This window comes from Flavimaribacter sediminis (assembly GCF_019492055.1).
GTDB classification, from domain to species: Bacteria; Pseudomonadota; Alphaproteobacteria; order Rhizobiales; family Rhizobiaceae; genus Flavimaribacter; species Flavimaribacter sediminis.
On sequence record NZ_JAICBX010000005.1, the window covers coordinates 11,508 to 37,182 of the forward strand.

At 60.8% G+C, this 25,675-nt stretch carries 23 protein-coding genes; 11 read left to right on the forward strand and 12 right to left on the reverse strand.

Going from position 1 to position 25,675, the window contains the following annotated elements; genetic code table 11:
* From xdhB to K1W69_RS22025, 5 genes are all read left to right on the forward strand, one after another.
* Positions 1-2,328: a xanthine dehydrogenase molybdopterin binding subunit gene (xdhB, locus tag K1W69_RS22005; RefSeq protein ID WP_220230623.1), complete on the forward strand. Its 2,328-nt coding sequence runs from the start codon at positions 1-3 to the stop codon at positions 2,326-2,328.
* A gap of 3 nt (positions 2,329-2,331) precedes the next feature.
* On the forward strand, positions 2,332-3,141 hold the full coding sequence (xdhC, locus tag K1W69_RS22010; RefSeq protein ID WP_220230624.1) for a xanthine dehydrogenase accessory protein XdhC: 810 nt from the start codon (positions 2,332-2,334) through the stop codon (positions 3,139-3,141).
* Between the two features lie 147 nt (positions 3,142-3,288).
* On the forward strand, positions 3,289-4,170 hold the full coding sequence (locus K1W69_RS22015) for an MBL fold metallo-hydrolase (protein ID WP_220230625.1): 882 nt from the start codon (positions 3,289-3,291) through the stop codon (positions 4,168-4,170).
* Between the two features lie 56 nt (positions 4,171-4,226).
* Complete coding sequence (locus K1W69_RS22020) at positions 4,227-5,273, forward strand: TAXI family TRAP transporter solute-binding subunit (protein ID WP_220230626.1); 1,047 nt, start codon at positions 4,227-4,229, stop codon at positions 5,271-5,273.
* 69 nt (positions 5,274-5,342) lie between these two features.
* Positions 5,343-7,691, forward strand: coding sequence for a TRAP transporter permease (locus K1W69_RS22025; protein WP_220230627.1), 2,349 nt, complete (start codon positions 5,343-5,345; stop codon positions 7,689-7,691).
* A gap of 69 nt (positions 7,692-7,760) precedes the next feature.
* On the opposite strand, the gene K1W69_RS22030 is transcribed toward K1W69_RS22025, so the two are convergent.
* Together K1W69_RS22030 and K1W69_RS22035 are read right to left on the reverse strand one after the other, a co-directional pair.
* A complete protein-coding gene (locus K1W69_RS22030; RefSeq protein WP_220230628.1) occupies positions 7,761-9,161 on the reverse strand; it encodes an aminomethyl transferase family protein in 1,401 nt (466 codons plus the stop codon).
* A gap of 189 nt (positions 9,162-9,350) precedes the next feature.
* Entirely contained in the window at positions 9,351-10,271 is a 921-nt protein-coding gene (locus K1W69_RS22035; protein WP_220230629.1) for a LysR family transcriptional regulator, read from the reverse strand.
* Between the two features lie 111 nt (positions 10,272-10,382).
* Here K1W69_RS22035 and K1W69_RS22040 point away from each other — a divergent pair, with 111 nt between their 5' ends.
* From K1W69_RS22040 to K1W69_RS22055, 4 genes are all read left to right on the forward strand, one after another.
* On the forward strand, positions 10,383-11,624 hold the full coding sequence (locus tag K1W69_RS22040) for a urate hydroxylase PuuD (RefSeq protein WP_220230630.1): 1,242 nt from the start codon (positions 10,383-10,385) through the stop codon (positions 11,622-11,624).
* A 2-nt stretch (positions 11,625-11,626) separates the two neighbouring features.
* Entirely contained in the window at positions 11,627-12,943 is a 1,317-nt protein-coding gene (guaD, locus tag K1W69_RS22045; protein ID WP_220230631.1) for a guanine deaminase, read from the forward strand.
* An 83-nt stretch (positions 12,944-13,026) separates the two neighbouring features.
* Positions 13,027-13,188, forward strand: a complete 162-nt coding sequence (locus tag K1W69_RS22050; RefSeq protein ID WP_220230632.1) for a hypothetical protein — start codon at positions 13,027-13,029, stop codon at positions 13,186-13,188.
* Positions 13,189-13,596, forward strand: coding sequence for an HXXEE domain-containing protein (locus K1W69_RS22055; RefSeq protein WP_220230633.1), 408 nt, complete (start codon positions 13,189-13,191; stop codon positions 13,594-13,596).
* A gap of 6 nt (positions 13,597-13,602) precedes the next feature.
* Here the strand turns inward: K1W69_RS22055 and K1W69_RS22060 are convergent, their stop codons facing one another.
* The 5 genes from K1W69_RS22060 to K1W69_RS22080 are packed head-to-tail and all read right to left on the reverse strand — an operon-like array spanning position 13,603 to position 18,347.
* The gene (locus K1W69_RS22060; RefSeq protein WP_220230634.1) at positions 13,603-14,955 is read right to left on the reverse strand and encodes a sulfatase-like hydrolase/transferase; all 1,353 of its coding nucleotides are present in this window, start codon (positions 14,953-14,955) and stop codon (positions 13,603-13,605) included.
* Position 14,956: 1 nt separating this feature from the next.
* Positions 14,957-15,772, reverse strand: coding sequence for an ABC transporter permease (locus K1W69_RS22065; protein WP_220230635.1), 816 nt, complete (start codon positions 15,770-15,772; stop codon positions 14,957-14,959).
* Complete coding sequence (locus K1W69_RS22070) at positions 15,763-16,533, reverse strand: ABC transporter ATP-binding protein (protein WP_220230636.1); 771 nt, start codon at positions 16,531-16,533, stop codon at positions 15,763-15,765. Before K1W69_RS22070 ends, K1W69_RS22065 begins: the two co-directional genes overlap by 10 nt.
* Positions 16,534-16,569: 36 nt before the next feature.
* A complete protein-coding gene (locus tag K1W69_RS22075) occupies positions 16,570-17,550 on the reverse strand; it encodes an ABC transporter substrate-binding protein (RefSeq protein ID WP_220230637.1) in 981 nt (326 codons plus the stop codon).
* A 23-nt stretch (positions 17,551-17,573) separates the two neighbouring features.
* Complete coding sequence (locus tag K1W69_RS22080; protein ID WP_220230638.1) at positions 17,574-18,347, reverse strand: helix-turn-helix domain-containing protein; 774 nt, start codon at positions 18,345-18,347, stop codon at positions 17,574-17,576.
* 118 nt (positions 18,348-18,465) lie between these two features.
* Between K1W69_RS22080 and K1W69_RS22085 the strand changes: the two genes are divergently transcribed.
* Positions 18,466-19,923, forward strand: a complete 1,458-nt coding sequence (locus K1W69_RS22085) for a sulfatase family protein (RefSeq protein ID WP_220230639.1) — start codon at positions 18,466-18,468, stop codon at positions 19,921-19,923.
* Positions 19,924-19,932: 9 nt separating this feature from the next.
* Complete coding sequence (locus K1W69_RS22090) at positions 19,933-20,895, forward strand: formylglycine-generating enzyme family protein (protein ID WP_258571285.1); 963 nt, start codon at positions 19,933-19,935, stop codon at positions 20,893-20,895.
* On the opposite strand, the gene K1W69_RS22095 is transcribed toward K1W69_RS22090, so the two are convergent.
* From K1W69_RS22095 to alc, 5 genes are all read right to left on the reverse strand, one after another.
* Positions 20,892-22,505, reverse strand: coding sequence for a cisplatin damage response ATP-dependent DNA ligase (locus tag K1W69_RS22095; RefSeq protein WP_220230640.1), 1,614 nt, complete (start codon positions 22,503-22,505; stop codon positions 20,892-20,894). The two genes, K1W69_RS22090 and K1W69_RS22095, sit on opposite strands and share 4 nt — an antisense overlap.
* The gene (locus tag K1W69_RS22100; RefSeq protein WP_220230641.1) at positions 22,505-23,515 is read right to left on the reverse strand and encodes a ligase-associated DNA damage response exonuclease; all 1,011 of its coding nucleotides are present in this window, start codon (positions 23,513-23,515) and stop codon (positions 22,505-22,507) included. The genes K1W69_RS22095 and K1W69_RS22100 overlap by 1 nt, the downstream gene beginning before the upstream one ends.
* Positions 23,516-23,785: 270 nt before the next feature.
* Complete coding sequence (uraH, locus tag K1W69_RS22105) at positions 23,786-24,148, reverse strand: hydroxyisourate hydrolase (RefSeq protein ID WP_220230642.1); 363 nt, start codon at positions 24,146-24,148, stop codon at positions 23,786-23,788.
* A complete protein-coding gene (locus tag K1W69_RS22110; protein ID WP_220230643.1) occupies positions 24,149-24,640 on the reverse strand; it encodes an ureidoglycolate lyase in 492 nt (163 codons plus the stop codon). It lies immediately after the preceding gene.
* The gene (gene alc, locus K1W69_RS22115; protein ID WP_370688304.1) at positions 24,640-25,671 is read right to left on the reverse strand and encodes an allantoicase; all 1,032 of its coding nucleotides are present in this window, start codon (positions 25,669-25,671) and stop codon (positions 24,640-24,642) included. The genes K1W69_RS22110 and alc overlap by 1 nt, the downstream gene beginning before the upstream one ends.
* Positions 25,672-25,675 lie beyond the last annotated feature (4 nt).

A 25,675-nucleotide genomic window follows, 5' to 3' on the forward strand; every position in this document is an offset into this window, starting at 1 on the left:
ATGGAACAGACATCCGCCAGCAACACGGAAATCTCCGGCGGCGTTCACACGTCGCGCCAGCATGATTCCGCCCACAAGCATGTCACAGGAACGGCCGAATACACCGACGATATCGGCGAACCGATCGGCACGCTGCACGGCGCGCTGGGCGGAACCGATCGACCGCATGCAAAGATCATATCCGTTGATCTCGACAAGGTGCGAAGCGCGGCCGGCGTGGTCGATGTGCTGACGGCTGCCGATGTGCCAGGCGTCAACGATCTGAGCCCCACAGGGCTCAATGACGAGCCAATCTTCATAACGGACACCTGCCTCTATCACGGACAGCCGCTCTTCGCCGTTATCGCCAAAACGCGCGAGCAAGCCCGCAGGGCCGCGACGCTTGCCGAAATCGAATACGAGGATCTCCCCTTCGAGACCGATGTCGTCGGCGCTATGAACGCCGGATACAAGCACGTCACAGATCCTCTGAAACTACAATATGGCGACGTGGACACAGCGCTCGCCAATGGCACAAACCGCTTTTCAGGCGAAATGCGGGTCGGCGGTCAGGATCATTTCTATCTTGAAGGCCAGGTCTCGCTGGTCGTGCCCGGCGAAGACGATGAGGTCACCGTCTACGCCTCCACCCAGCACCCCAGCGAAATCCAGCACATGGTGTCGCATGCGCTCGGGACCTCGTCCAACGCGGTTACCGTCAATGTCCGCCGCATGGGCGGCGGCTTCGGCGGCAAGGAGACCCAGGGCAACATCTTCGCCGCCATCGCCGCCATCGCGGCCAAACGGCTCAAGCGCCCCGTCAAGATGAGACCGGATCGCGACGAGGACATGACCGTCACCGGCAAGCGGCACGATTTCCACGTCGCCTATGACGTCGCCTACGACAATGACGGCCGGATCGAGGCGCTGGAGGCGACCTTCGCCGCCCGCTGCGGCTTCTCCTCCGACCTGTCTGGCCCGGTGACCGACCGCGCTCTCTTCCACGTCGACAATTGCTATTTCCTGCCGAACACCCGTCTGGTGTCGCGACCCATGATGACCAATACGGTCTCGAACACCGCCTTTCGCGGTTTCGGCGGTCCGCAGGGCATGATAGGCGGCGAACGGGTTATCGAGGAAATCGCCTACAGGCTGGGCAAGGATCCACTGGAGATCCGCCGGATCAATTTCTACGACGAGGACAAGCGCAACGTCACGCCCTACCACCAGAAGGTGGAGGACAACATCATCGCCAGAATCGTCGACGAAATTGAGGAAAGCTCCGACTATCAGGCGCGACGCAAGGCGGTTATCGAGTACAACCAGACAAGCAAAGTCCTCCGCAAGGGGATCGCGCTCACGCCCGTCAAGTTCGGAATTTCCTTCACCGCCACGTTCTTCAACCAGGCCGGCGCCCTCGTCCATGTCTACCAGGACGGTTCCGTCCATCTCAACCACGGCGGCACGGAGATGGGCCAGGGATTGAACACGAAGGTGGCGCAGGTCGTCGCAGACGAATTCCAGATCGACCTGGAGAATGTGCGCATCACCGCGACCCATACAGGCAAGGTGCCGAACACGTCGGCGACCGCCGCTTCTTCCGGCTCGGACCTCAACGGCATGGCCGCCGCCAACGCTGCGCAGCAGATCAAGACGCGGCTGGTGATATTTGCTTCCGAACAATACGGCGTACCGGAGGAACAGATCGATTTCGTGCCGAACCACATGCGCGTGGGAAACCAGTTGATCCCGTTCGCCGACATGATCAGGCAGGCCTATATGGCGCGCGTGCAGCTGTCGGCCGCCGGGTTCTACAAAACGCCAAAAATCCACTGGGACCGCGACAAGGGTCAGGGCCGGCCGTTCTTCTATTTCGCCTACGGTGCTTCGGTGTCCGAAGTCAGCATCGACACGCTGACCGGCGAGTATCATGTCGACCGCGTCGACATCCTCCACGATGTCGGCAAGTCGCTGAACCCGGCGATCGATCTCGGTCAGATACAGGGCGGCTTCGTGCAGGGCATGGGCTGGCTGACGACCGAAGAGCTTTGGTGGGATGACAAGGGCAGACTGCGCACCCACGCGCCGTCCACCTACAAGATCCCGCTCGCTTCCGACAGACCGAAGGTTTTCAACGTGACGCTCGCCCAGTGGTCGACCAATCGCGAGCGCACGATCCGGCGCTCCAAGGCTGTCGGCGAACCGCCGTTCATGCTCGCCAACTCCGTTCTCGAAGCCCTTTCGATGGCCGTCGCCAGCGTAGGCGATTACCGCGTCTGCCCCTGCCTCGACGCGCCGGCGACGCCCGAGCGCGTCCTCATGGCCGTCGAACGGATGAAGAAGGCATGATCCATGGCGCGACCGCTCTCGCCGCTTGAACTGCTCGACGCCGGCGAACCGCTGGTCAGGATCACCGTCGCCAGTGCGCGCGGCTCCACGCCCCGCGAAAAAGGCACTTGGATGCTTGTTTCAGCCAAGGCGCAGGCCGGCACGATCGGCGGCGGTCAGCTGGAGCTTGCCGGCGTCGAAAAGGCGCGCGAACTGCTGACTTCCGGAGAGACTTCGGCGCATCTCGATATCCCGCTTGGACCCGAGATCGGCCAATGCTGCGGCGGCAATGTCGCGCTCTCCTTCGACAGGCTGGACGCCGCGAGCCATGACGCCCTGCAGGCGGAGTGCCGCATGGAAGAAGACGCCCTGCCCTGCGTCTACGTCTTCGGCGCCGGCCATGTCGGCAAGGCGCTCGCCGAGGCGCTCTCTTTGCTGCCTGTGCGCACCGTGCTCGTTGAAAGCCGAAAAGCGGAGCTGGACGGCGCGACCGACAGGGTGAAGAAACGCCTGACCGCTGTGCCTGAAAGCGTCATCGCCGATGCGCCGGCAGGCTCCGCCTATGTGACGATGACCCATGAACATGCGCAGGATTTCATCATTGTCGAGCAGGCGTTACAGCGCCTGGACGCACCTTATGTCGGGATGATCGGTTCGAAGACAAAGCTCGCCCAGTTGCGAAGCTGGCTAAAGAAGGAAGGCGGCGGCGCCGATCCGGCGCGGCTCGTGTGCCCGATCGGCGGCTCGCAGGTCCGGGACAAGCGACCGGCCGTAATCGCAGCGCTCGTCGCCGCCGAACTGATGACCGTGCTTGGCAGTCAACCTCAGTCGTAAAACCCGCAACCCGTACACATAGAAGCTTGACGAAGGCCCGGTTCCTCTTTAGTTTTTCGATATGTGCAAATATTTTCGATATGCGAAAATTATATCCGCATGGGATGAGGAAAAGATTTTCATGTTAATCGCGACGTCGGAAAACCCATGCTGAAGATTACGCTGCTGGGAACTGGCATTCCGAACCCAAGCGTTCAGGCGTTCGGCACGTCCACCCTTATCGAAGCGGGCGAGCAGCGGGTCATGATCGATTGCGGCCGCGGCGCGGTTATCCGGCTGTCGCAACTCGGACTTCCTGTCGGATATGTCGATACGATCATCCTGTCGCATTACCATTCTGACCATTACAGCGGCATTTTCGATCTCTTGATGTCGGGAACAATCCGGCAGGCGTGGGCGGGCAGAGGCGGCCCTCTGCATGTCCACGGACCGGAAGGCGTACAGCACCTCGCCGAAGGCGCCTGGCTTGCGACGAAGCCCGATCGCGACATCCGCGTAGCCGATCACGAGATCGATCCGGAGGACATGCGCATTATCCCGCACGTCTACGAGGAAGGCGTCGTCTATGACCGCGGTGGTCTGAAAATTATCGCCATTCTGGTCGATCACGGCGACAACATACCGACGGCCTTCGGTTTTCGCGTCGAATATGGCGACCACGTCTTCGTGCATTCCCACGACACGCGTTACAACGAAAACCTGATCGCTCAGGCGCACGGCGCTGACGTCTTCATTCACGAAGTCGCAGCTGCGCGACAATCGACACTCGACAATTATCCGAATGTCAAAATCGCGATCGACCACCATTCGTCGCCGGCCGAAGTCGGCCGCGTGTTCGCGCAGACCAGGCCTAAGCTCGCCATGCTGACGCATTTGGCGCTGCTGCCGCCGGACCCGCCGAGCATCGACGGCCTGCTCGCGGAAATCGGTGAGGAATATGAAGGCGTCGTGCTGATTGCGGAGGATCTGATGACGATACGCATCGGCAAAGGCATATCCGTAGAACCTTTCCGGCATCCCGGAAAATGACCCACCAACACCGGCGAGCGATACGCAGCCGGCCTATCGCAAGGGAGGAACTAGCGATGATGAAGACCACCACCGCCCTGATTGCAGGCATGTCCCTGGTTACGGCGAGCGCCGCTTTCGCGCAGGAAAATCTTACTGCGATGACATCGGCGCCCGGAACCGCGGTGCATCTGACGATCTCGCATCTGGCGGAGATTGCAGCAGACCGCGGCATCGCCGATATCCAGATCACGCTCGGACAGACAGGCGTCAACCAGACGCAGGCGGTGGCGGAAGGCAGAGCCGATGTCGGAAACTGCCCGTTCATCCTTCCATTCCTGCTGTCGAAAGGCGCCGGTCCCTACGCCGCCCTCGGCGCGGAAAAAGGCGCTGAGCTCGCCGCCAACCTGCGCGTGCTCTATCCCTACTCCTTTGGCGCCTACATGCTTTACGCCTACGACACGGCCGGCGTTGGCGGCTGGGACGATCTGGCGGGAAAGACCATTCTCGACGGACCGCCGCGCGGCGCCGCAACAGCCGAAGCCCGCAGTCTTATCCAGGTCGTGACCGGCCTGAAGCCGGACGAGGACTACAAGACGATCGAAAGCGACTGGCCGCAAATGGTGACGACCATCACCGAGGGGTCTTCCGATGTCGCCGTCTTGCCGGAATTCATCCCCAGCGATCGACCGCTTCAGGCCCTGTCCGCCGGCAAGATGACGTTCTGGTCCATCCCGAAGGAAACCTTCGAGAGCGAGCCGATGCAGAAGCTGCTATCGTCGCCAGGCACGGCGCCGTTCATCCTCACCATGGAGCAGATGCAGACGCTTGGCGAAAACGCCAAGATTGTTTCCGAAGACGATCTCTTCCGCACGCGCGGCTCGGTCGGCGGCAATTGCGTCAATGCGTCAATGAGCGACGATCTCGCCTATGACTTGACGAAAGCCCATCTCGAAACCCTCGACGCCCTCTACGCAAAAGCGCCATACGCCACGAATATCGGCCTGGAGGAACTTGACCCGAAAAAGTCCGGCATGTGCGGACTGAACCCGGTCAAATTTCATCCCGGCGCCATTCGCGCCTGGGAGGAAGCAGGTTACACTGTGCCGGATTGCGCAATATAGGCCACTGCAAATTGAGCCGGCCGCCTGTGTCGCGGCCGGCCGCGACAACCGGACATCCACCCGACCATCATGACCGAAACTGACGATAGCCACTCCACCAGTGTGTTCGCGCGCAGGCTCCTCTACGCGCTCGCGCTGGTTCTGGTTGTCGTCGGCATGATCAACTCCACGCCGTCAATTCCCGGATGGGACGAATTCTGGCGCAACCTGACGGGAATGCCGGACCTGCTGGTGCGGCGTTTTCCCTACGAATATTTCTATCCTCTCGCCTTTGCATGGATGATGATCATCGTCGTTCTGTCCAGTTCGATCTGGCGCAGATGGCAAGACCGATCAAACGGCTGGCGCATGCTTGGCCTCGCCATGGATGTCGCGCTGCTGGTCGCCGCGCTGGCGATAGCCGCCTCCTATCTCATCGAGAATGAGGCGGTCTGCATGATCGACGTCATCACCGGCGAGCGCGCTATCTTGATGGAAAACGCGCTGAAGGCCGAAAAGGAACTCGCCCAGTTGATGGGCCTGCCCGAGCCCACCAGTGTCGACAACCCGCTGTGCCAGGTCGACACCGGCGTCTGGCTCGTCTGGATCGTCGGCTTTTCCGTCCTCGTCTTTCTCGCCTACAATGTCGAAATCTGGGGCTTCTCGCTGGTTCTGGTGTCCATCGTCATGGCGGCCTACGCCATCGGCACCGTCCTGATCTGGTACGTCTTCGGCCCCGAGGGCATGAACAAATACGCGATCACCGTTCTTGGCGGCGAGCCGCGAACGCTGCTCGACGGGCGCTATCGCATACACGATCTGCTGATAAACCAGGGCTCCGGGCTGCTCGGGCAGTTCCTCCACATCATGTTGAACACGGTGTTCCCCTATATCGTGCTTGGCGCGCTGCTTGCCGTTTCTGCCGGAGGCAACACGCTGATCAAGCTCGCTTTCGTGTGGACGCGGCGGTTGCGGGGCGGCCCGGCCCATGCGGCCATCGTCGCTTCGGCGCTGTTCGGCACCACCACGGGAACGCCAGTGGTCAATGTGCTTGGAACCGGAGTCCTGACCATTCCGATGATGATCAAAAGGGGCTTTTCCAAGGTCTATGCCGGCGGCATAGAGGCGGCCGCATCGTCCGGCGGACAGATCATGCCGCCGATCATGGGCGTCGCCGCCTTTGTGCTCGCCGCAATGACCGGCGTACCCTATCGAGAGGTGGCGATCGCCGCCGCCATTCCGGCCGTCGCCTATTTCTTCTGCATGTTCCTTTCTGTGCTCTTTCAGTCACGCAAGCAGGGCATCGAGGCAGTGGGTGAAATTCCGGACGACATGAAGCTGACGCGCCAGGACTGGACGCATCTTCTCCAGATCGCGTTGCCGATCCTGCTGATCATCGTGTTGTTGCTCATCCCCAAGGACGCCATCGGCTGCGACCCGGTCAGTCGGCTGCTCGGCGCGGAGGTCATCCTGTCCGGAAGCGCCTGCCGCGCTGAAAGCCTGCCGTGGATCATGCAGCTCGTGCAGAATTCGGCCGGAGACGCGGGCAGCGTCGGCTGGTGGGCCTCGATCCTGCTCATGGCTTTGCTCTTCATGGATCCCAAGTTTCGCAGCAAGCCGCGCCTTCTGGCCGACGCCCTGTCGAACGCCGGCGTCACCATATCCACGCTCTACCTGATGTTCCTCGCCGTTTCGGTCATCGACATCAGCCTCAACCTGACCGGGCTCGCCAATTTCGTCGCGCTGGACGTCCTGGGCTGGCTGCGCGCGCTCGACCTTGGCGGCGGCGGTCCCGGTGTCTTCCAGCTTGCTGCGCTTTTAGTAACGATGCTTCTGGCGATCCTGCTGGGCATGGGCATGCCCGCCGTGCCGGCCTACATTAACGCCGCGCTCCTGATGGGGCCGCTTCTCGTCGGACTCGGCATTTCCCTGTTTACGGCGCACATGTTCATATTCTACTTCGCCTGCGCCAGCGCCATAACGCCGCCTGTGGCGGTCGCCTCCTACGCGGCGTCCACGATCACCCGCGCAGATCCGATCGCCACGAGCTTCTCGGCCGTCCGTTCCGGCATCGTGATGTTCGTGATCCCGTTCGTCTTCGCCTTCTATCCCGAATTCCTGCTGGTTCCGGCCGCAGTGCTGAACCCCGATACGGCAGCCGACGCGCCAAGGTTCCTGCCGGGCTATGACGGCGAATTCCACCTCGGCGTTCTGCTGCTCCTGCTGCTTCGACTTGGCCTTGCGCTGTATCTTCTGGCCAGCGCGCTCGCGCGTTTCGATCGCTCGAAACTTGCTGCGTGGGAAACCGCGGCGCGTCTTGCCCTCGCCGCGCTAGTCATGATCCCCTCGCCTTTCGTGTTCATTCCCGCGGCGATCGGCGCAATCCTCCTGATGACCGGACACACGATCAGCGCGCGCCGCAACGCCTTTCCGGCTTGATTGGTTTTCCAAATGAAAAGGGCGCCAGCCTTTCGGCCGACGCCCGTTACGCTTTGATAGCGATCAATGTCAGGCGGCGACTGTCTTGTCGCCGGCCTTGCTCTTGATCGACTTGTCGAAATAGGGAACCGGCGCAACGGTCGCGCGGATTTCGCGCACTTCGTGGTCTTCCACCGTGCGTCGACGCGAGTTTGGCTCGCCCCAAAGCAGGGTTACCTCCGTGCCCGGTTCGGCATGCTCCATGTCGATCAGGGCGGTCGAGAGCATCGAACCCGCATTGGACGAATAGGACATCCAGTTGGAAATGCCGATTCCCTGGCCGTTGCGCATCACCGCATCGGCCTGGAACGACGAATACATCGGAACCGGCAGCGAGATGAACTTGGAGCGCGGGCCGTCAATGGTCAGTGACTGGCGCAGAATGTCGAACACATCCCCATTGTCCCAAACCAGCGTCACCTTCTTGCGCTGCTGGTTTTCCTTCATGCGTGCAAGCGCGTCGCGACCAATGAAGTCGTGATCGAGATTGACGAAATTGCCGTACCCGACCTCGAAAGGATCGACATAATAGTCGGAGATCTCGGAGGACACAAAACTGCCGCCGAGCGATCCGGCCGCCTCGAAGGAGCGCGCCGGTATCCACTCGCGATAGGACTGCATGAATTCGCCTTCGTAGATCGCCGGCAGCGGGCGCGGCATCCAGCCGGATTCCTGCGCCGCTGTGCCATAGGTCACTGAGCCCGCCTTGCGCAGGTCGTAGGCTTCGCCCGCCTTTTCCACGACTTCGCGCACCGCCTGCTGGTCGTCCCATGGGCCGTACACCTCGAAACCAGGCTGGCCCGCCATGCCGTGGCGCAGGGCGCGCACGGTCTTGCCGCCAATCTTGAACTCGCCGATGTGGAAGAACTTGATGTCGGGCAGCGTCCCGTCGGTCACTTCCTGCATGAGCGCAAGCGCATGCGGTCCCTGGAGCTGGAAGCGATAGACATCGCGACGCTCGCGCGGCACGATCATGTTTTCATCCCGCTCGAAAGTCACGTCGTAGTTGGTCTTTTCGGCGTTGAACTGAACCCAGTTCGCGGCGGTCGGCGGTCCGACGACGCGCAGGAAATCCTCTTCCTCGCGAAACACCACCGCATCGGAGATCATCTTGCCGTCCGGACCGGTCATGATCACTTGCTTGCCGCGCATCGGCGCGAAGGTGTCGAACCGGTTGGTTCCAAGCTCCGACAGGAAGGCCATCACGTCCGGACCGCGCAGGCGCATTTCCGTCATGTGATAGGTTTGCTCCAGAAGCGCGACGCTTTCCTTCCATGCGCGCTGTTCGTCACGCCAGTTGGTGAACTCCGGCGGTATCCCCGGGAAGATGGTTGTGCCCATGTTCGAGGTGCGCAGAAGGTCGATCGGACCTCCCGCCGCGTCGATGGCCTGTTGCAGCGTCTTCGGTGTGGGGATGCCGGTGCCTGTCATGCTTATCCTCCCGGTGGATGTTTCGCGTTGTGGATGGAAGCAGCCGGAGACAATGCTGCTTCTATTCTGCATAATATTTTCGGATAGCGAAAATAAATACTCTATTCGAAAATTAATAGCTATTGCGCGAGCAGTCAACGCCTTTCGGCCCTGTCGGGCGGTGGAAGAGTTGAAACCGGCCGTTTGGCGTCAATTCCCGTTCAATGCTTCCAGAATCATCCTCTGGCATCGCGCGGTCATGAAATCGATGAACAGCCGCAGTTTGGGGTCCTGGAAATCCTTGTGCGGATAGATCACGGCGAGTTGGGCGGGAACCGGCGGCGTACCTTTCAACACCTCGACCAGCCGGCCCTCCTGAATATACGCCTGAACTTCGAAGCGCGGGCGATTTGCGATGCCATGGCCTTCCAGCGCCCAGGCCAGAAGCACGTCGCCGTCATCGGAATCGAAGACGCCACGCACATCGATCTTGCTGGCGCCTTCCGGCGTCTTGAGCGTCCATGCATGTTCGGTGGAGCCGGGAAACCGCAAAAGCAGGCAATTGTGATTTCCCTTGGCCAGTTCGTCCGTCGTCGCCGGCGCGCCGAATTTTTTCAGATAGGCGGGCGATGCGCAGAGCACGCGTTCGCACTCCATGATCGAGCGCATGCGCAGGCTGGAGTCCTCGATCACGCCGAGGCGAAATGCGAGGTCAATCCGTTCCTTGAGGATATCGACATTGTGGTCGGAGAGCCGCAGGCGCACCTCGATGTCGGGATAAAGGTCATGAAACGCCGGAATGCCGGAGGCAATGTAACGCCGGCCGAAACCGAGCGGCGCGCTGACGCGGATCGTTCCCTTCGGCTTGCCGGAGACTGACGCAATCGAGGCCTCGGCGTCGTCTACCGCCTGGATGATGCGGTTTGCGCCCTTGTAGAAGATCTGCCCGTGCTCGGTCGGCGTAAGCTGTCGCGTGGTGCGGTTGAACAGGCGGACGCCGAGATATTTTTCCAGTTCCTTGACGCGGTTGCTGGCCACCGCGGGTGAAATACGCATGTCCCGACCCGCTGCGGAGAGATTTCCGAGTTCGACGACGCGGACAAAGACCTTGAGATTTTCAAAGTATGACATGGTTAGACCATATGATTTGACAGATTTTTTTGAAAGTCATCATTCGACTTTCCTCTTTTCAAGAGCGTCGCTGCCCTGCACAATAAACAAAACTGCCGGGGACGATTTTTCATGTACGATTTCGCCGTCGCCTGGGAATGGCTTGCTTTCGCTGCGCGTTGGCTGCACGTGATCACCGCCATTGCCTGGATCGGATCTTCCTTCTACTTCATCGCGCTCGATCTCGGGTTGCAACATCGTCCAGGCCTGCCGGAAGGGGTTTCCGGAGAGGAATGGCAGGTGCATGGCGGCGGCTTCTACAATATGCGCAAATATCTGGTCGCGCCGCCGGAGATGCCCGAACATCTGACCTGGTTCAAGTGGGAGTCCTATACAACGTGGCTGTCGGGCTTCGCGATGCTGTGCATCGTCTACTACGCCGGCGCCGATCTTTACCTCATCGATCCGAATGTGCTCGATATCTCGATACCCGTCGCGATCCTGATCTCGCTCACCTCCATCGCTTTCGGCTGGATCGCCTACGACTTCATATGCAAGACGTTCGTCAACTACAGCAATACGATCCTGATGGTGTTCCTGTACGCCTTGTTGGTGGCGATGGCCTGGGCCTATACGGAAGTGTTCACAGGACGCGCTGCGCTCCTGCATCTGGGCGCCTTCACCGCCACGATCATGAGCGCCAACGTCTTCTTCGTCATCATCCCCAACCAGAAGATCGTGGTCGCCGACCTGATCGCGGGCAAAACGCCTGATCCGATCTACGGCAAGATCGCCAAGCAGCGTTCGACGCACAACAACTACCTGACCCTGCCGGTCATCTTCCTGATGCTGTCGAACCACTACCCACTAGCCTTTGCTACCGAATACAACTGGATCATCGCCTCCCTGGTTTTCCTTATGGGCGTCACCATCCGCCACTGGTTCAACACACAACACGCCCGCAAGGGCAGCCCGACCTGGACGTGGCTGGTCACGGTGATCATCTTCATCGTCATCATCTGGCTGTCCTCCTCGCCGAAGCTGAGCGACATGGACGCAGAGGGCGAAACCTCGGTTCCGGCCACCTATCAACGATTTGCAGACAATGCTCATTTCCCGGCAGTGAAAGACATCGTGCTGTCGCGCTGCTCCATGTGCCATTCAAACGATCCGGTCTGGCAGGGCGTCAACTTCCCGCCGAAGGGCGTGCTTCTGGAAAGCGACGCCGAGATCGCCGCCCATGCGCGCGAAATTTATTTTCAGGCAGGCCGCACCAACGCCATGCCTCCGGCCAATGTCACCGAAATCGCACCGGACGAGCGCGAAATCCTCGTCGCCTGGTTCGAGACTTCGGTTTACGGCGACAGGAACTAGACGTGACCGAAAAGCTCATTCGCGCGCGGTTGCTTTCGTTCAGGCGGCAACCGATGTCCTTCGACGACGCCGACGCCTACGCCTATCACGAAGACGGAGCGCTGCTGATCCGCGAAGGCCTGATCGCCGCCGCCGGCGATTACGCGGAGGTCGCCGGGAGCGCGTCGGCTGACACTCCGGTCATCGATCACCGGCCCTGTCTCGTCATGCCGGGGTTTATCGACCCGCACATTCACCTGCCGCAGATGCAGGTTATTGGCTCCTATGCGCCTGCGCTGCTTGAGTGGCTCAACACATACGTGTTCGTCGAGGAGCAGCGCTTCCGCGATCCGGCCCACGCGCAGCGCATAGCAGCGCGCTTTCTGGACGAACTCACACGCCACGGGACCACGACCGCAGTCGCCTATTGCTCGGTGCACAAGGAATCGGCCGAGGCGTTCTTCGCCGAAAGCCACCGCCGCAACATGCGCATGGTCGGCGGCAAGGTGATGATGGACCGCAACGCGCCGCCGGAACTGCGCGACACGCCGCAGAGCGGCTACGATGACACGAAGGCGATCATCGAACGATGGAACGGCGTCGGGCGGCAGCACGTCGCCATCTCGCCGCGCTTCGCAATTACATCGACGCCGGAACAGATGGAGATGGCCGCAACGCTGCGGCGCGAATATCCCGATCTCCTGCTGCAGACGCATTTGTCGGAGAACCTCGCGGAAATCGAATTCACCAGGGAACTGTATCCGTCCGCGAAGGATTATTTCGACGTCTACGAACACTACGGACTTGCCGGCGAGAAGAGCCTGTTCGGTCACTGCATACACCTAAGCGAGCGCGAGGCCGACGCCATGGCCGAAAGCGGCTCCGTCGCCGTGTTCTGCCCGACCTCGAACATGTTTCTCGGCAGCGGGCTTTTTCCTTTGAAGACGCTGGACGAACGCGAGAAGCGGGTGCGCATCGCCATCGCGACGGATGTCGGCGGCGGCACGAACTATTCGATGCTGAGGACCGCCGACGAGGGCTACAAGGTTTTGCAGTTGCAGGGGCAGAGAATGACGCCGCTGGAATGCTTCTGGCGGCTGACGCGCGGCAATGCAGAGGCGCTTTCCCTCGACCAGCATATCGGATCACTCGAGCCCGGTCGCGACGCCGATCTCGTCGTGCTGGACGCCGGTGCTACGCCGGCCATGAAGCTGAGGATGGAGACAGTCGGCACGCTGGCGGAAGAACTGTTTCTGATGCAGACGCTCGGCGACGACCGCGCCATCGTCGAGACCTATGTCGCCGGAGAACCGGCGAAGAGCGTTCTCGCCACACAATGACAGAGTTCATAGGCGGGTCTGTTTCCCAGACCTGGCAAATCAGATACATCACTCGCCAAATATGTCGAAGCGACGGGCTCAAAGTGGCTGACGATATCAGAGAAGCGGAAAACGGCGAAAACCGGATCGGTCGGCTGACCGAGAACTGGGTCTATGGCGCGCTGCCGATTGCCCTGCTGCTGATCCTGTTTGCTCCCTTCGTCAACGGGATCGCCCTGCCCGTCTACCTCTCCCTGCCGATCTAAATGCTGCACCAGTATGAAGAACACGACGCCGATCGCTTTCGAAAAAGCATCAACCGAATGTTCGGGCCGAAGGCGCGGGGGCTTTCTCACACTGCGGTCTGGATCATCAACGTCATTTTCGTATGGTTTGCGCTGCTCGTCGTCTTCTTCGCGGCGTCGGCCAATCCCGGCTGGGGCGTCGTCGCAGCCTATCTGATGGCGATCAATGCGCTGGTCCATATTGTGGCCGCAGTCCGCACCCGGCAATACAATCCTGGCCTCGTCACGGCAATCGTCCTTTTCCTGCCGCTTTCGGCCTGGATTTTTGCTGCCCAGCCGGCGAGCCTGACGCAATATCTGGCCGGCGCGATTCTGATTGTCGGCCTTCACGCAGCCATCGCATTCCGGGCGACGCGGCCGGTGCGGTGAGTTGAATTACAACACCCAGGGAGACGTTTCATTCGTGGGCTCCGGTCCGCCCGGCCGCGCGCCGGAATGCTCCGGCGTGCTGAAACGGTCGTAATAGGCCGCGATGAGGTCAAGGAAAGACCGGCATAGCTCCGGATTGTCGCCGGCGATATCGGTCTCCTCGCGCGGATCGGTCACAAGATCGAAAAGACGCACAGTTCCGGTATCAAGCCATTCGACGCATTTGTAGCGATCGCCTCTCGCCATACGCGTTGTTCCGTATTCGCAGAACTGCAGGTCACGCCAATCGGCCAGGTCTCCGCCCCCGAGCAAACCAAGATAGGAACGGCCTGCATAGTCTATGTCCGTCGGCGGATTGACGCCTGCGACATCAAGAACCGTTTGGAACAGGTCCAGGTGATCGACGAATTCGGCTCTTCTTTGTTCCTTTTCCACGCCCGGGCCCGACACAATAAGCGGAATGCGGATCGTCTCCTCCACCATATTGAGCGGAAGGGTGCCGTTGCCCTTGCCCCAAATGCCGTGATGACTGCAATTCAGACCGTGATCGGAAGTATAGACGATAAGGGTGTTCTCGCTCACGCCAGCGGCGTCGAGCGCATCCAGCACCCGGCCGACGCCCTCGTCGATCGCCGTCACGGAGGCATAATACTGGGCCAGAGCCTCGCTTTGATGCGCACGATCGATCAGATCTCTGGATTCCAGGTTCTGGGCTCCAAATGGAAAAGATTCGCCTTGAGGCAGCTCGGCAAAGTCATGGCTGCGGTAGCGATCCGCCAGACGCTCGGGATGGCCCTCCCACGGGCTATGCGTCGAGACATGCCCGACCACGAGGAAAAACGGCCTTTCCCCATCGCGCTTCCTGAGAAAGTCGATCGCGGCGTCCGTGATCACGTCAGCCTTGGAGCCGGCGATAGTGACGACCTCGCCGTCCTTGCAATACCGCGCCGGACCGGCTGCGTCGATCGGATAGTCGCCCGCAAGCGCGCCCCAGTGCTCGAAACCCCTTGCCGGTTTCGTGTCGTTTCCGAGATGCCACTTGCCGACCAGCCCCGTTTCATAACCCGCTGATTGCAACAGTTCGGGCGCGGTTTTCTGACCCTCCAGCCAGTCCCGCCCGAAACGCGCTGGCTCGTTGTCGAGGTAGTCATGCACGCCATGCTGCGAGGCGGTGCATCCGGTCAGAAAACAGGCCCGCGCCGGAGAACAGACCGGCGTCGGCGTGAAGGCGTTTTCCATGACCGCGCCCGTGCGGGCGAGGTAGTCGAGATTGGGCGTCTCGACCCCCGGATTTCCCGATGAGCCGAGCGCCCACTGGCCGTGGTCGTCGGTCAGGAATACGATAATGTTCGCCGCCATGTCAGTAGTTGGCCGTTTCGCGCACATAACGGCGCAGCCAGTGCCGCCCGAGCATCTTCCAGGCGTAGTCGGTCAGAAGCCCGAAGAAACCCAGCAGAAAGATTCCGACGAACATCCAGTCGATCCGGAAATAGAGTTTCGACGTCCAGATCAAGTAGCCAAGACCGGATTCCGCCGCCAGCATTTCCACCGCGACGATGACCAGGAAGGAACCGGCGAGCGCCAGCCGCATGCCTACATACATCGACGGAACGGCCGCAGGCACGGTGACAAACCAGAAGATCTGCCAGGTCGACGCGCCCAGCGTCTCGGCGGCGAGCTTCTTGTTCTTGTGCGTTGTCACCACGCCGGTCGCGGTGTTGATGACGACGATGAATCCGGTCGAATACATAACCAGCAGGATCTTCGAGACCTCGCCCACCCCGAACCAGACGAGGAACAGCGTGGTCAGCGCAAGCGCCGGAATGAAGCGCAGAAAATGGATATATGGATCGAAGATCTGCCGCACCGGCATGTAGCTGCCGATAATCAGGCCGAGCGGTATTGCGACCAGGCTGCCCAGAATGAAGCCCGTGATGATACGGAAAAGGCTGATGGCAATATGCTGAAACAGCAGGCCGCGCTCGATCAGTTCGATCGCGCCTGCGACGATGGCGCTGACCGGAGGCAGGAAAAACGGATCGATGAAAAAGCGCGCCGCGATTTCCCACACGATCAATCCGAAAACAATCGACAGGAAGGAGATCCAGAAGCCGGCGATCCAGCGTCCGAGCAGCGCTGTTTTGGGCGGCGTTGTTTCTGTTGTTTCTACGACCATACCTTGGTCACCTCTTCCTCGATATCCTTCGAAAGCTTGTCCAGCAGGTCGATATAGGTCGGATCGGTCTGATCACGGGGATAGGACAACGGAACCTCGTATTCATGCTTGATGCCGGCGCGCGGCCCGGCCGACATAAGCAGGACGCGCTGTCCGAGGTTGAGCGCCTCGCGAATGTCATGCGTCACATAGATGGCCGTGCGCTTGACCTCCGACCAGATCGTGACGAGCTGGGTCTGCAGCATCTGGCGCGTCTGTGCGTCAAGCGCGGCAAACGGTTCGTCCATCAGCATGATTTCGGGACGCATGGCGAGCATCCGGGCGATCTGCACGCGCTGTTTCATGCCGCCCGACAATTCGTCGGGCAGCTTGTCGACATGGCCGGAGAGATTGACCATGCGCAATGCTTCGTCGGCCTGCCGCTTGCGGTCGGCGTCGGAAACCTTGTTCATGCGCAGACCGAATTCGACATTGCCCCGAACCGTCAGCCACTGAAACAGGGCGCTGTCGAGATCCTGGAAAACCATGCCCCGGTCCTTGCCCGGACCGGTCACAGTCTTGCCGGCGACCTTCACTTCGCCGGTCGTCGGCTTGTCAAAGCCGGCGATCAGCTTCAGCAAGGTCGATTTCCCGCAGCCGCTCGGTCCAAGCAGGATGAGGAACTCGCCGTCGGGCACGGTGAGATCCACATCCGCCAAGACCGGAAGGCCCTTTGTCCCGCCATTATAGGCGAAGGAAACGCTGCTCATTTCAATCGTCATTCTTTGTCTCCGGCGGGACTGTTCTGGAGGTTCGATTTACTTCTGAAGCATCGGATCGACTTCGACGCCCGGAATGGCCTCCGTCAGGGCGCCTGCGTCAAACTGCGCGGTGAAATCGTAGGGCTCGATCTTTCCGGTAGCGACCATGAAGTCGTACTTTGCTTTCAGGCTGGACATCGGCGAGCTTCCGAAACTCAGGCCATAGCGTTGCTGCTGGATGACGTTCTTGATCTGCTTCTCATCGCCGCCCACGCTTTTGGCGATCACCGCGACCGCTTCGTCCAGGTCGGACTTCATGTATTCGGAGGCTTTCTGGAAGGCGCGAAGGGTTTTGGCGACCGTGTCCGGATGTGTGTCGTAATAATCCTTCAGGACGACGAGCGGCGCACTCGTGCTCTGGTTGACGACGCTGTCGTCGGCGATGAATTTCCAGCCGTCATCGGCGTCCATGGTCGGAACGCCCTCGCCCCAGATCCACGCTGCGTCCAGTCGCCCGGCCTTCATGGCGCCGACGATCTCGAACAGGCTGGTAAAGCCAACCATGTTGACGTCTTCATCCGGATTGATTCCGTTGTCGGAGAGATAGGTCCGGGTGACGAATTCCTGCGCCGTGCCCGTGGCGACGCCAATATCCTTGCCTTTCAGGTCGCCCGGGATTTCGAGATCGGCCTTGGTGTAGAGCTTGTGCCAGCCCGGAAGCGGCTCGGCGATAATCGCCGGGGACATCAGCTTGCCGGCGGCGAAGCGGGTAAGCAGCGGAAAGTCGATGATCACGCCGAAATCGGCGTTGCCCGCAAGCACCGCGTCGACGGTGTCGACCCCGTAGGAATAGGTCTGAACAACAGGCTTGATGCCTTCTTCTTCCAGGAAGCCCTTTTCGGCTGCGACAATGGCGAGCGAGCCCATTCCGTAGCCGTCAGTCGCATAGCGCACGACTTCCTGCGCTTGCGCCGAGACATTGAGCGCGACCGTTGCGGCGAGCGCCACCGCGGCGCCGAGTACTTTGTTTTTCAACATGCCATGTGTTCCTTCTGGTTGGTTCAGGTTTCTGGTTGTTCAACTGGTGTAAAGGGACGGCCCGCCAGCCCGCTCGAAGCCTTCTTGGCCGCAAATTCGAGTTTGGACAGGACTTCGGTCTTGTTGATCGGATGCGCATTCAGAGCCGCGACCGAAACGACGTTGCGAACGATTCCCGATCCCTGCTGATCGAGACCCATGACGAAACGGGTAATCGCGCCCTCGCTGCGAACCAGCAGGCCTGTCTTCCTGATTGTCTCGAAACCGTCCAGGTGTTCCTGCGGAACTTCCAAACCGAAGATATCGCGATAGATCCGCTCGACGTCCGCTTTCGGTTGGTAAGCAAGCAGGAACTGGCCTATGCCGTTCTGGATCCAGTCCGTATTCGGCGCGAAGACATCGATGAAATGGTAGCAATTGTGCAGTTCGGTCTTGGCGAGCAGCACAAAGCAGTCTCCGTGATAGGAGGCGATACAGGCCGAATGTCCGGTCTGATAGGCAAGATTGGCGACGGTGCCCTGCACCTGCGCGCTTTGCAGAACCTGCGCGCTTTGCAGTCCGAAAGAGCGCAAGGCGTCGCCCAGTTGCAAGGTCCGGTACCCAACCGTGTAGCGGCCGTTCGACTGGCGCTGGCGAATCCAGTTCTCTTCCATCAGCATCTTCAGAAGACGCGTCAGAGACGCTCCGGACAAATCCATTGCCTTTGCGAGATCGGAAAACGACCGCTCGTAAGGATACTCCGCAAGATGTTCGATCAGCCGCAATGAGCGACGACCGGCAGCCAGTGGGTTTGCCATCACTTACTTTCAAAAATGAAACTAATTACTTTCACTATTGACAGTTTTGCGGATCGACGGTTTTTTGTCAATGGGCTCTTTTGAACGACCGAGTCCCAGCCTTTAAAGGAGACCTGGCTTGAGTGACCGTCCGAATATCCTGATCGTATGCACCGACCAGCAGCGCACCGATACGCTGGGTTGCTACGGCAACGATCAGGTGTCCACGCCCCATATCGACAGTCTGGCCCAAGAGAGCGCCCTGTTCGAAAACGCCTTCGTGCAGAGTCCGATCTGCTCGCCCAGCCGCGGCAGTTTCATGACCGGGCGCTACCCGCGCACCACCGGGCTGCGCCAGAACGGACAAATCATGCCGCCGGATGAAAAGCCGGTCTCGAAGCTGCTGGCCGATGAAGGCTATCTCGCCGGCCTCGTCGGCAAATTCCATTTTGGACCCGGCGACCCGGCGATCGCCAAGACCACGGAGCCGCGCATCGATGACGGCTTTTCCGAGTTCAACTGGGCGCAGTCTCCGATGGACATGTGGGGGATGAACTCGGACTATACGCGTTTCCTGAAGGCGCGCGGCCTGCATTACGAAACCACGCCCCACGACCGTTCGCCATGGGTTCTGAACGGCATGCCGGAGGACGCGACAGAGGCGGCCTGGTGCGGAACCAGGACGTGCGAATTCATCGAAAAACATGCATCGGGCGATGCGCCCTGGTTCTACGTCGCCAATATCTACGCGCCGCATCATCCTTTCGATCCGCCGCCCTCCTTCATGGAGCGCTGGCTTGACCGGCTGGACGAGGTCCCACTACCCGCCTCAACGGAAGACGATCTCGACGCCAAGACCCACTATCAGCGCGTTGATTCAGACGGCGCCTATGGTCAGGTGAAGAGCTTCATCGGCGGTTACGGGCGCAACGAAATGCGCGACATTGACCACCGCATGGTCAAAGCGGCCTACTGGGCGATGTGCGAACATGTCGACCAGCAGATGGGCCGCATTCTCAAGGCGCTCGACGACACCGGCCAGCGTGACAACACGATCATTGTCTTCATGTCCGACCATGGCGAGATGATGGGCGATCACAACATCTATCTCAAGGGCCCCTATTTCTACGACGCCGGCATTCGCGTGCCCTTCATGATCCGCTATCCCGGCAGGATTCCGCCCGGTCGGTATCGCGAGCTGCTGGAACTCGTGCATCTCGCGCCGACCCTCATGGACGCAGCCGGCGCTACGCCCTACGCCGGCATGCAGGGCCGCTCGCTCCTGGACTGGTTGAGCGGCGACGAAACAGCGAAAAAGGGCGACGATTCCGTCTATTGCGAATACTACAACGCCATGCCCTATCACGTTGATCCGACGGCGCAATTGACGATGCTGAGGACCGAGACTCACAAGATCGTCGTCGATCATTCCCATGACGACGGCGAACTGTACGATCTCGTCGCCGACCCGCAAGAGATCAACAACCTGTGGCGCGATCCGGCCTCGCTATCCCTCAAGGCGGACATGCTCACCAAACTCACGCACCGTATGGCCTTTACGGTCGATCCGTTGCCTCCGCGTCTGTCGGAGTGGTAACGTCCTGCGATGAGTGAACGGGACGACATGAAAGGCTGCTGCACTCCGTCGCGCGGCAGCGGCGAGCCAGCGCAAAACCCGCCTGCATTCGCGCCTGACGTGGCGCCGTCGCGAGACAATATGCAGCAAATCCCCGGCGGTTCATTCGACATGGGCGGCGAGGACGCGGACGGCTTTCCGGCCGATGGCGAAGGCCCGATCCGCTCCGTCGAGACAGCCTCCTTTCTGATCGATTCCTGCGCCGTGACGACGAGCGAATTCGCCCGCTTCGTGGAGCGGACCGGCTATGTCACCGACGCGGAACGCTACGGCTGGTCGTTCGTGTTCGCCGCCGCCGTCCATCCGGCCGCCTTCGGCCACATCATGGATGGACGGTTGCCTGGAACCCCCTGGTGGCTGGCGGTGAAGGGCGCCTGCTGGAAATGTCCGGACGGGCCGGGATCGGACTGGCGCGACAGGCCCGACCATCCTGTGGTTCATGTCTCCTGGAACGACGCGCAGGCCTTTGCATCCGCCTGCGGTAGGCGGTTACCCACCGAAGCCGAGTGGGAAAAGGCCGCGCGCGGCGGGCGCAATCAGTCGCGGTTTCCATGGGGCGACGAACTGGAGCCCGACGGCCGGCACATGTGCAATGTTTGGCAAGGCAGGTTTCCGACGGACAACACCGCCGCCGACGGCTTTCTGATGACCGCGCCGGTCCGCTCGTTCGAACCGAATGGCTACGGACTTTACAATACCGCGGGCAATGTCTGGGAATGGTGCAATGACGGCTGGAGCCCCGTCTGGCATGTCGAAGAAACCACAGCCACCCGGGTCAACCCGGTCGGTCCGTCGAATGACGAGGCGAAGGTTATCCGCGGTGGCTCCTATCTCTGCCACGCCTCATACTGCAACCGTTACCGGCTGTCGGCCCGCACCTTCAATTCACCCGACTCAAGCGCCGCAAACACCGGTTTCCGCTGCGCGCTCTAACCCCGATCATCGATCATCGCGTTCAGCGTCTCCAGGCGGTCCGCCTCCATCGGCAGCTTGTCCTGGCGCAACCGCGAAATGCGCGGAAAGCGCATAGCCACGCCCGATTTGTGGCGCTTTGATCGCGCGATCCCTTCAAAGGCTACTTCAAGCACGAAGCCGGACTGCGGCTCCGCGCGCACGGCCCGCACCGGCCCGAAGCGGTCCACAGTATTGTTGCGCACGAACCGGTCTAGGATTTCGAGCTCAGCGTCTGTGAAGCCGAAATAGGCCTTGCCTACGGGCACCAGCGCCTCGGCGCCAGGTTCCCCCGTCCAAACGCCGAACGTAAAGTCGGAATAATAACTCGACCGCTTGCCGTGGCCGCGCTGCGCATACATCATCACGGCGTCGATGATATGCGGTTCGCGTTTCCACTTGAACCAGGGCCCCTTGACCCGCCCTGCCTGGTAGGCGCTGTCGCGCCGCTTCATCATCACGCCTTCGATCACCGGATCGTGCGGATCCTTGCGTAGGCTGTCGAGTTGCTCCCAGCTGTCAAACTTGACCAACGGCGAAAGGTCGAACCGCTCCCGCGCCGCTGTCTCAATCACTTCCGAAAGCCGCTCCCGCCGATCCTCCAGCGGCTCCTCTCGAACGTCGCAATCCTTCAGGAACAGCAGGTCGTAGGCGCGAATGAAGGCCGGATAGTCGGTCATGTGCTTCTGCGTAACCGTCTTGCGGTTCAGCCGTTGCTGCAGATCGGAAAAGGTCAGCGTCGGCGAATTGGTGCGCGCCGTGCCGCCGATCAGCAATTCACCGTCGATCACGCCCTCGAAATCGACCGCATTCAGAATGTCGGGAAAACTGCCTGAGATATCGTCGCCGCTGCGCGAGTAAAGTCTGCGATGAGCGCCGTCGGCGGACAGCTGAACGCGAATGCCGTCCCACTTCCATTCCGCCAGATAGTCGGCAGGGTCAAGTTTTTCGAGATCATTGTCGGTCGCCGGATGCGCCAGCATCACGGGATGGAAGATCGCCGGCGTCGAAAGCTCGGGCCTGTCGCCCCTGCCCTCCAGCCATGAAAAAAGGCTTTCGTAAGGCGGCTCGAGTCCGTGCCAAAGCGTCTCGATTTCGGACACGTCGACATCGCCCATCAGCGCCAGCGCCTGCTTGGTCAGGCGCGCAGACACGCCGATCCGCAGGCCGCCGGTCGCCAACTTGATCAACGCATAGCGCCCGCTGGTGTCCAACCGGTCAAAAAGCGCGCGCACATGCGCAGGCACGTCGCTGCGGCCGAGCCCGTTCAATTCCTCGATCACCTCGGACAGTCGCGGCTCATAGGCCTCGCCCTCCTCCGGCGCTTCCCAGACAAGCGAGATCGTCTCGGCCAGGTCGCCGACGTAATCGTAGGAATAGCGAAACAGCGTCTCGTCCATCCGCTCCAGCACGAGCTCGCGCAGCAGCGCCGGCTTGACGAGCCTGATGTCCAGCGTTCCGGCCAGTGCTGCCAGCGCATATCCGCGATCCGGATCAGGCGTCGCCGAAAAATAGTCGACCAGCAGCCGCAGTTTCGCGTTTCGCTGCGGCGTCAGCGTCAGGCGGTCGAGGAGACGGGAAAAGGCTCTCATCAGTCGCCCTCGTCCTCGTAGCCGACGAGGTGGAGTGGCCGCGCCGGAATGCCCTCCAGTTCGCACCAGCGCACCAGCGCCTCTTCGCGCCCGTGCGTCACCCACACTTCACCCGGGCTCACGTCCCTGATCGTGTCCGTCAGTTCGGGCCAGTCGACGTGATCGGAAATCACCAGCGGCAGTTCGACGCCGCGCTGCCGGGCGCGCTGGCGGATCAGCATCCACCCGGATGCGAAGGCCGAAATCGGGTCGGCGAAGCGCCGCGCCCAACGATCGGCGAAGGAGGATGGCGGGCACACGATGACGGCGCCGCGATAATCGTCGCGCGCCGATTTTTCCACCGTCGCCGGCAGGAGTTCTCCCAGATCGACGTCCTGGCTCTGGTAATAATCGCAAAGCTTCGCCAGCGCGCCATGGATATAGATTGGGCGGTCATATCCTTGCCTGCGCACCAGCGCGATCACCCGCTGCGCCTTTCCCAGCGCATAGGCGCCGACGAGGTGGCTGCGCTCCGGAAACGTCTGCAGGGATTTCAGCAGCTTGCCGATCTCGGCTTCGGGGTCGGGATGATGAAAAACCGGCAGGCCGAAGGTCGCCTCGGTGATGAAGACGTCGCAAGGAACGGGTTCGAACGGCTCGCAGGTGGGATCGACCGAACGCTTGTAGTCGCCGGAGACGACGATGCGCATACCGTCCTTTTCAATAGCGATCTGCGCCGAGCCAAGCACATGACCGGCCGGATGGAAGGTCACCGTCACGCCGTTGACGTCGATCATCTCACGCAGATCGGCGGCCTGCTCCTGGCTGCAAAAATCCTCGCCGTAGCGGATGCGCATGATGTCCAGCGTCTGCCGGGTCGCCAGAACCGCCTGGTGGCCGGAGCGCGCATGGTCGGAATGGCCATGCGTGATCAGGGCGCGCTCGACCGGGCGAACCGGATCGACGTAAAAGTCGCCCGGCGCACAGTAGAGACCTTCCGGCCGCGGGCTCAGCAACGCTTCGGCTTTCATGGGAACTCAACCCCGACAAACAAACCTCAACGCCATGATCTGCTGCACGTTCCCAAAAATGCAAGTTCTCTTCTTTCAGGGAGCAGACCAAAGCGTTGCAGCATGGGACTTTTTGCGCCGCGGACGCAGCGCTACCGGATGCCGGCTCGCGATCTCAAGCGATCTGGGATCCAACGATCTCCCGCCCGCACCCAATATGACACAAAGTCAACACACAGGGATCCAGCGGCCGGCACGTCCGTGCAGGCGAAAGATGACAGGTCGGAAGCGTCAACTCCCCCGATAGGTCGAATAGCCGTAGGGTGAAATCAGCAGCGGCACGTGGTAGTGCGCATCCGTGTCCGCAATGCCGAAGCGGATGGGAATGACATCAAGAAAAGCGGGTTCCGTAAGGTCTGCGCCAGTGCGCTTCAGATAGTCTGCCGCGTGGAAAACCAGTTCGTAGACGCCTGTTTTCATTTTGTCGCCGCTCAGCAGCGGGCCGTCGCAGCGACCGTCATGATTGGTCACGACCGAACCGATCACATGGAAGGTTTCGTCGGCGCAGACCTCCCGCAATTCGATCTTGAGGCCTGCGGCCGGACTTCCTTTCGCCGTGTCCAGCACGTGGGTCGTCAGTCGTCCGTTGGCCATCTACTTGCTCCAATTGATTTCGAAAGGGTTCGGATAATCAAACTCTTCCAGATTATTGCCCTCGCCTTCGCGGTCAACCACCAGAAAGTCGCTCACGTCATCCAGCGCCATCAACGGATGATGCCATATATTCGCACGATAGTTCACCCCTTGGGCGCCGGAGGCCAGAAAAACCTCCGGTGAACCGGGCCTGCCGTCCACATCCTGCGCCACGACCACAAGCCAGCGCCGGTTCTGCAGGGGATAAAAAGCCTGACTGCCCAGCGGGTGGCGCTCCATCATCGTCACGGAATAGGGACAGGACCTCGGCTGGCCGCGAAAAATGCTGACGATCGCCGCGCCCCCGCCGGTCTGCGCCTGCGCCAGCGCGTGGAAACGCTCGGTGGTTCCACCATTGATCAGCCGCACGTCGGCGCCTTCCGTCTCGATGACGTCGCCGAAGGGCGCGAACGCTTCTTTCGTCAGTTTCCGGACCTCCAGCCGGACCGACATCAGGCCTTGTGTCCCATCACGCGCACACGGCTGACACCGCCGTCCGGATGGATGTTCAGGCGAAGATGCGTAAACGGCCCGCGATCAAGGATCGTATCCGCGTGGTATTCGTGGATGTGGTCCATTTGCAGCTTGCGGTCCTTCAGGATCGGCGTCCAGTCCACGGAAGCAACGATATCATCGTCAGAAAGGCTTCCCACATGATCCGGCATGAAAGCGCCCAGCAGGTCGAACCGGTCGGGGTAGTTGCCCTTGAAATGCGCCGTGTCGACAATGACCCTGTCAACTGTGCCCGCATGGCCCAGCTTCAGGATCGCCCAGTCGTGACCGGGTCCGCGCCGACGGGCGGTTTCCCAACCGTCGCCCATATTGACGCCGCGGCCTGGCGAAATCAGTTTCGCCGGAAAGCCGTAATGGGCGTCCGACCAGGCGAGCGCCCTTCCGCCATGAAAGATATAGGCGAGATCGACTTCCTCTTCAGCCGTCACCCTGGACCAGTCGAAATGCGCTTCTCCATACACCCGAAGGCGCGCGATGCCGCCATCCGGATAGATATGAACCCGCAAATGGGTCCAGACGCGCTTGCGCATTTCAGCGTCCGCGACCTGGTGGAAATGATGTTCGTCCGGTTCGAGATATGTCTGCGGCAGTATCTCGATCCAGTCCGATTCGTCGTCGGGATCGCCATCGTCTTCGAAAATAGCTTCGATGCTGGCCGCCGGCGGATAGTTGCCGGTAAAGAAACTGGTGTCGATGTCGAACCCGTCGATGCTGCCCGGCACCGCAAGGCGGATGACGGCCCAGTCATGCCCGGGACTGCGCTTGCGGCGCGATTCCCAGCCGTCCATCCATTTGCCGTGATCGTCATACTTGTCGTCAATGAAAACCGCAGGATCGTCGTTGAGCATGCGCTCCACCGGAGCGAAGAACTCGTCGGTGGAGTAGAGCGCAGCCGCGCCCAGCCGCGCCGAGGCGAGATTGACCTTTCCGCGTGTGAATTCCGGCGCCCTGATTACCTGCTTTGTCGTTATCGCC